This is a genomic window from bacterium, assembly GCA_016873475.1.
Lineage (GTDB): Bacteria > Krumholzibacteriota > Krumholzibacteriia > JACNKJ01 > JACNKJ01 > VGXI01.
On sequence record VGXI01000181.1, the window covers coordinates 1 to 6,395 of the forward strand.

At 72.2% G+C, this 6,395-nt stretch carries 3 protein-coding genes; all 3 read right to left on the bottom strand.

Annotated elements, in window-relative coordinates:
• Window positions 1-960 (bottom strand): sensor protein (locus tag FJ251_12430; GenBank protein ID MBM4118516.1); only part of this gene is annotated, 960 nt, incomplete at its 3' end.
• A gap of 446 nt (window positions 961-1,406) precedes the next feature.
• Entirely contained in the window at window positions 1,407-5,012 is a 3,606-nt protein-coding gene (locus FJ251_12435; protein MBM4118517.1) for a response regulator, read from the bottom strand.
• Between the two features lie 259 nt (window positions 5,013-5,271).
• Window positions 5,272-6,393, bottom strand: a complete 1,122-nt coding sequence (locus tag FJ251_12440; GenBank protein MBM4118518.1) for a hypothetical protein — start codon at window positions 6,391-6,393, stop codon at window positions 5,272-5,274.
• Window positions 6,394-6,395 lie beyond the last annotated feature (2 nt).

Sequence of the window (6,395 nt, forward strand, 5' to 3'; positions counted from 1 at the left end):
GGGCGCCGCCAGCACCGCCGGCCGCGCCGCCGGCCGCGCCGCCGGCGCCGAGTGCATCGGCGTCGCCGTCTCACCGGGCCGCAGGCTGAGCTGCAGGTGGAAGCTACTCCCCTCGCCCGGCGTGCTTTCAACCCAGAGGCGGCCGCCCATCATCTCCGCCAAGGCCCGCGAAATGCTCAGCCCCAGCCCCGTGCCGCCGAAGCGGCGCGTGACGCCCCCATCGCCCTGCTCGAAGGAGTTGAAGATCCGCCCCAGCTTGTCCGCCTCGATGCCGATTCCCGTGTCCAGCACGCTGACTTGCAGCTCGACCGCATCGTCCGCCACTCGCAGCGCTTCGGCGCGCAGCACGATCTCGCCGCGCTCCGTGAACTTCACCGCGTTGCCGACCAGGTTGATCAGGATCTGGCCCAGGCGCACGGGATCGCCGACCAGCGTCGCCGGCAGCGCCGGATCGACGAAGCTCACGAACTCGAGACCCTTGCGCTGCGCCTGCATCGCCAGGCTGCGCAGGCTGTCGTGGGCGAGATCCGCCGGGGAGAACTCGCAGAGATCCAGCTCCAGCTTGCCCGCCTCGATCTTCGAGAAGTCGAGGATGTCGTTGATCACCGTGAGGAGGTTGGCCGCCGAGGCCTGGATCGCTTCCAGGTACTCGCGTTGTTCGGCGTCGAGGGCCGTGTCCCCGAGCAGCGAACTCATGCCGACGATGCCGTTCATCGGCGTGCGGATCTCGTGGCTCATGTTTGCGAGGAACTCGCTCTTCGTGCGGTTGGCCAGCTCCGCCGAGAGCGCGTTCGTCCGCGCAGTGGCGACGGCTTCGCTCAGGCACAGGTTGGCCCCGGCCAGCCGCTGGTTCGCGGCCTCGGCGTCGGCCTGCGCCCGGCTCACCTCCAGCAGGGCCTTCCGCTCGCTGCCCAGGTTGGCGCGCAGGAAGAGGAGCCCTGCGGTCCAGGTGAGGGCCATGGCGCCGATCAGGAACAGGAAGTGACGGATCAGGTTGTCCTCGCTGCGCTCAATCCCCTTCGCGTGCTGGGCGAGATGCGCAGCCCGCTCGTCAATGGCTCGTGCGAGCAGCGCGTCGCGGGGATCGGCTTGTTCGCTCACCTGGCGAGCGAGGAATGCGTGGACCTCCGCCAGCAGCAAACGATCCTCGACGATGTGGTTCTCCCACTCGCCCTCCACTTGCCAGAAGAGGACCGAGAGCGTTACGAGCAGTACGAAGCTGAGCAGGGCGCTGATCGTGAAGATGCCGGCCGGGCTGCTGCGCCGGCGACGAGACCCGCCCGCAGCAACGCGCGCGCCTTCGCCGGTGACCCGCAGGGCTTCACCGGTGATGCCCATCGTCTCGGCCTCGGCGGGGTCGAAGACGGTCTGCTCGAGCAGGGACACCTCGCGCACGTGCGTCTGCCCTAGGCCAGCGCGCCGAGCAGGGGCTGCAGGCGTTCGATCTCCTGCTTCAGCACTCGATAGGAGCTAGCCGCCTCGCTGAGGTCCCCGCTGCGGCCGATCTTCTCGAGCACATAGGCGGCATCGTAGGCGCTCTGGGCGGAGAAGTTGCCCACGGCGCCCTTGAGCGTGTGTGCGCTCTGGCTCAGGGCATCGCTGTCGCCGTTGCGCACGGCGTTTTCGATCTCGACCAGGAGCTGCGGGCAGTCCTCCATGAACATGCCGGCCAGTTCCACGAGCAGTTCGAGGTCGCCGCCAACGCGATCCAGGGCCGCGGCCCGGTCGAAGACGCTCAGTTCGGTGTCGACGTTCACGATCGCTTCCTTTCTTTCTCCTTCGCGCTGGGCTCCGGTGGCCGCGTCCTGCGACAGCCCCTGCGCCAGGCGCACGATGACCTTCAGCAGTTCCCGTTCATCGATCGGCTTCGAGAGGTAGTAGTCCATGCCGGCCGCCTCGCAGCGGGCGCGGTCGCCCGCCATCGCTTCGGCCGAAAGGGCAACGACGGGCAGGTGGGCGCCGCCCGCCCGCTCGTAGTCGCGAATGGCGCGAGTAGCGGTGAGTCCGTCCATGTCACGCATCTGGACGCTGATCAGCACGCCGTCGTAGTCCTGCTGCGCGAGCAGCTCGATGGCCTGGATGGCCGAATCGGCGAGCTGCACGCGATGCCCCTGCGCCTCGAGCAGCTGACCCAGACGCTGGCGACTGGCCTCGCTCTCCTCGGCGACGAGCAGGCGCAGGCTGGGCGGCGGCGCTATGTGCACCGGCGCCTCGCCCGCGGGCAGGCTACCGCCGATCCCTGCGCCGGCCAGCTCCGCCGGCGCGCGCTGCGGCGTCGCTTCGCGCGCGGCCTGCGGGCGGGACTCATCCTGGGCCAGGCCGAAGGGGCAGGTGAAGTGGAAGTTGCTCCCCTGCCCGGGGACGCTCTGCATCCACATCGTGCCGCCCATGGCGCGCACGAGCCGCGAAGCCAGGCTGAGGCCGAGGCCGCCGTTGCGATGGCGGCGCGAGGCGGGCCCGCCGCCCTGGCCGAAGGGCGCGAAGAGACCGTTCTGCTGGGAGTCGGGAATGCCGCAGCCCGTGTCGTGCACGGTGAACTGGAGCGACGCGCTGCGTGCCGACTCGCGCGCGAGCTGGACCTTGAGCACCACCTCACCGTGCTCGGTGAAGCGCAGCGCGTTACCGAGGAGCTGGTCGAGCACCTGGCGCACCCGCGGGCCGTCGCCGATCACGCGGGAGGGGATCTGCTTCTCGATCTCGGCACGCAGGGTGAGGCCCCGGCGCATGGCGGCTTCCGCGAGCGTATCGAGCGCTTCGCGCACGACGTCGCGCCAGACGAACTCGGTCTGCGCCACCTCCAGGCGACCCGCCTCCAGCTCGGCGTAGGTGAGGATGTCCTCGATGCTGCGCGCAAGGCCGCGCGCCCCGCGTGCCGCCGACTCCAGGCCCTCGCGATCGTGGCCGGGCGCCGCCAGCGCGCGCTGGCAGTCGTCGACCAGGCGACGCGCCGGCAGCCGCAGGCGGTCGCTGACGTGCGTGAGGAAACAGGGCAGACTGTCGCCGGCGCGAGCCGTCTCGCTGCGCGAGGTCTCGAGAGCGGCGTGCTCGGCCGCGAGGCCGGCGCTCAGGAGCCGCCGCGCGACGAACTGGCCGCAGGCCCCGGCGATGCGCCCGATCGCCTCCAGGCGTCGCGCGGGCCAATCGCCGGTCTGGTGCGTGAAGACGAGCAGCGTGCCCGTGACTCCCGTGCTCCGCCCGAGCGGGAAGATCCAGCAGGCCGCGTGCCGCGGCGGTAGCGCCTGGCCGAAGGGCGGCTCCCCAGCGGCCTGCAGGTCGAGCCGGAAGGGCCGCTCGCCGCCGGCGAGCGGCCGGAAGGCCTCCGGCAGCGTGACGGGCAGCAACTCGACGAGCACGCCCGCCTCCTTGTCCTTGCTGTCGAGCACGCGGAAGGCCAGGCGTTCGAGGCCGCTCTTGGCGTCGGACGCCGCGTAGAGCGCCACCCAGCCAGAACTCTCGAGTTCGGGGCGATTCAAGATGGCGGCCAGCGCGCCCTCGAGGTTGTCGCCGTGGTGGAGTGCCGCGCTGGCCGCGGCTTCGAGATCGAGCAGTTGCTCCAGCTCGCGTAGCGCGCATTCGAGCCCCTTGCGCTCGCTAACATCGCAGCCGAGGCCGCGCAGCACGGTGCTGCCGCCGTCGGCGGCTACCGTGCGCTGGAAGGTGATCTCGAGCCAGTGCGTCTTCCCGCTGCGGTCGGCGAAGGGGAGGACGACCGCCCCCGCGCGCCCGCTGCGGGCGGCGGCGAGATGGCGGCGCACGGCCTCGAGCGAGTCGGGGACGACGAGCTCGCCCAGGCTCATCTGCGCCACCTCGGCTGCGTCGTAGCCGAAGAGATCCGTGGCGGCGCGATTGAGGGCGATCAGCTTCGCCGTGCCGGCGGCGTCCGCCTGCAGCTCAGCCGTGATCACCAGCTCGCGGGCATCGTCGATCAGGCGCTCGAAGCGCTCGCGACTGGCATCCAGGTGGGTGTCCGCGGGACGCGTGCGTAGCCGCCCGAAGACGAGCAGACCCGAGCCGAGGCCGAGCAGCACGAAGATGCCCAGCGCGTAGCCCAGAAGCTGATTGCGATAGGGCGTCATCAGGGCGCCCAGCTGCCCGCCCGAGACGTGGGCGACGATCTTCCAGCCGCCGGGCGCGCCGCCGGCCGTGAGCTCGCTGAGTGGACGGCCGGGCTTCAGGTCGCGGTAGCTGGTGATGCCCGAGCGATTGCTGGCCTGGCCTTCGGCAGCGGCGAGGATCTGCTGCCAGAGCTCGGGCGCGGCGGTGCTGGGATCGTAGGCTCGCTTGGCCGGGCGATCGCCGGCGAAGGCGAGCACGCTGCGGGCATGGCGATCCATGATGCGCAGCTCGGCGGCGACGCCCTCCGGAGGCTCTGCGCCGCCGGCCAGCAGGGCCTCGCCGCGGCAGGCGAGCACGAGGCTGCCGAGGAGCTGGCCGTCGGCGCGCACGCCGGTGGCGAAACGCAGGCCCTGCCCCTCTTGGTCGGAAAGCCAGTAGCGCACCTGGCCGACGGGCAGCTCGTCCAGCTCGACGGGACTGCGGCCGCGCTCGCGGGCGGGGCCGTCGGGGAAGACGGCGACCGGCTCGCCCTCCGCGCGCTCGAGGTGCATCCGCTCGTGGCCCTTGCGATCGTAGAGGGCGAGTTCGAGATAGTCGCGCTTGCCGCCAGCGAAGCGTTCGATGTCGCGGGCCAGCGCGCTGGCGCTCTGGCGGTCGAGTTGCCCCCCGCCCTCGCCGATGCCATGCTCGGCCGCACGCTGGATGGCACCGTTGCGCGAGAGCGAGAGCAGATCGGTGGCGATCTGCAGGAGCGTGCCCTCCATCGCGTTGGCCTGGCTCTCCAGCCGCTCGCGCTCGCTGGCGGCGAGACGGTCGACGCGGCGGCCGCGCTCGGAGGCGTAGAGCAGCAGGCCGACGGCCAGCACGAGCAGGCCGCTGCCGAGGAAGAGGACCAGGAAGCGGGGCATCGCCCGCCGCCAGTTGCCGTCGCGCTCGCGAACGCGCTTGCCCACCATGCCGGGCTCCTTCGGCTGACCGTCCCTGGGGGCGGCCGGGTCCGGGACCGGGGCGGCCGGGGTCGTGCGCAGGCGCTGCAGAACTTGCCACCTGCAGCCCCCAGCGGGTCCGCTGCCAGGGCAGGGGATCCGTGGGAGTCCGCGGCCACCAGTCAAGTCCCTTGACTTGAGATGACTTACGGCAGTGGCCCCCCGGGCGGGTGCCGAAAGGCCATCGCGCGACAGGGAATAAGCAGAGGCCGGGCCAGTTCTTGGCGCCTCAGCGGGGCTGAGCCGACTGGCTGCGCAGGGCGGCCAGGACGCGGGCGGGGCTGAGGGGAGTCTCGCGCAGGCGGATGCCCGCGGCGTCGGCGAGGGCGTTCGCCACCGCCGGCGCCGGACCGTTGATGCAGATCTCGGCGATGGCCTTGGCGCCGAAGGGCCCCGTGGGCTCGGGGTCCTCGACGAAGATCACCTGCTGCAGGGGCAGGTCGGCGGGGCCGAGATAGCCGTGCTCTCGAAAGCTCGCGGCCAGCGGTCGACCCAGCGGGTCGTAGTGCATGCCCTCGACGAGGGCCATGCCGAGCCCCTGGGCCACGGCGCCCTCCACCTGGCCTTCGGCCATCGCGGGGTTGAGGACGCGGCCCGCGTCCACCGCGGTGACGAAGCGCAGCACGCGGATCGCGCCCGTGGCCAGGTTCACTTCGATCTCGGCGAACTGCGCGGCGAAGGGCGGCGGCGAGTCCGGCGAGACGTGGCTGGCCGTGGCCATCAGCTGGCGCTGATGGTCCGTGTAGAGGCTCTTCGTTCCGATCTCGGCGTAGGACAGCCGACGGCCGCCGGGAGCGACGACCGCCGCGCCCTCGGCGCCGCTCTCGAGGCGCAGGCTCCCCGCCTCAACGCCGAGGAGAAGCGCCGCGTAGTCGAGGATGCGCCCGCGCAGGATCTCCGCGGCCTTCTTCACCGCGCCGCCGCTCACGTAGGTCGTGCTGCTCGCGTAGGCGCCGGGGTCGAAGGGCGCGTGGTCCGTATCGCCCGAGCTGACGACGATCGCCTCCGGCCTCACGCCCAGCACCTCGGCGGCGATCTGCGCGAGCACGGTGTCGCTGCCCGTGCCGATGTCCGCTGCGCCGACCAGCAGGTTGAAGCCGCCGTCCTCGTTCAGCTTGAGGAAGGCGCCGCCCATGTCGATGCCGGGGATGCCCGAGCCCTGCATGGCGAGCGCGCAGCCGATGCCGCGGCGCAGCGGCGAACCCGCCGGGGCGCCGGGCGGGGGGCAGCCGCGGGGAGCGGTCCGCCAGCCGATGGCCGCGGCCCCGGCCGCGAGGCAGGCCGCCGCCGCGCCGCTCGCCAGGCGCGAGAGCGCGGCCTCGCGGCCCTCGCCGAGCCTGGCGGCGATCACCA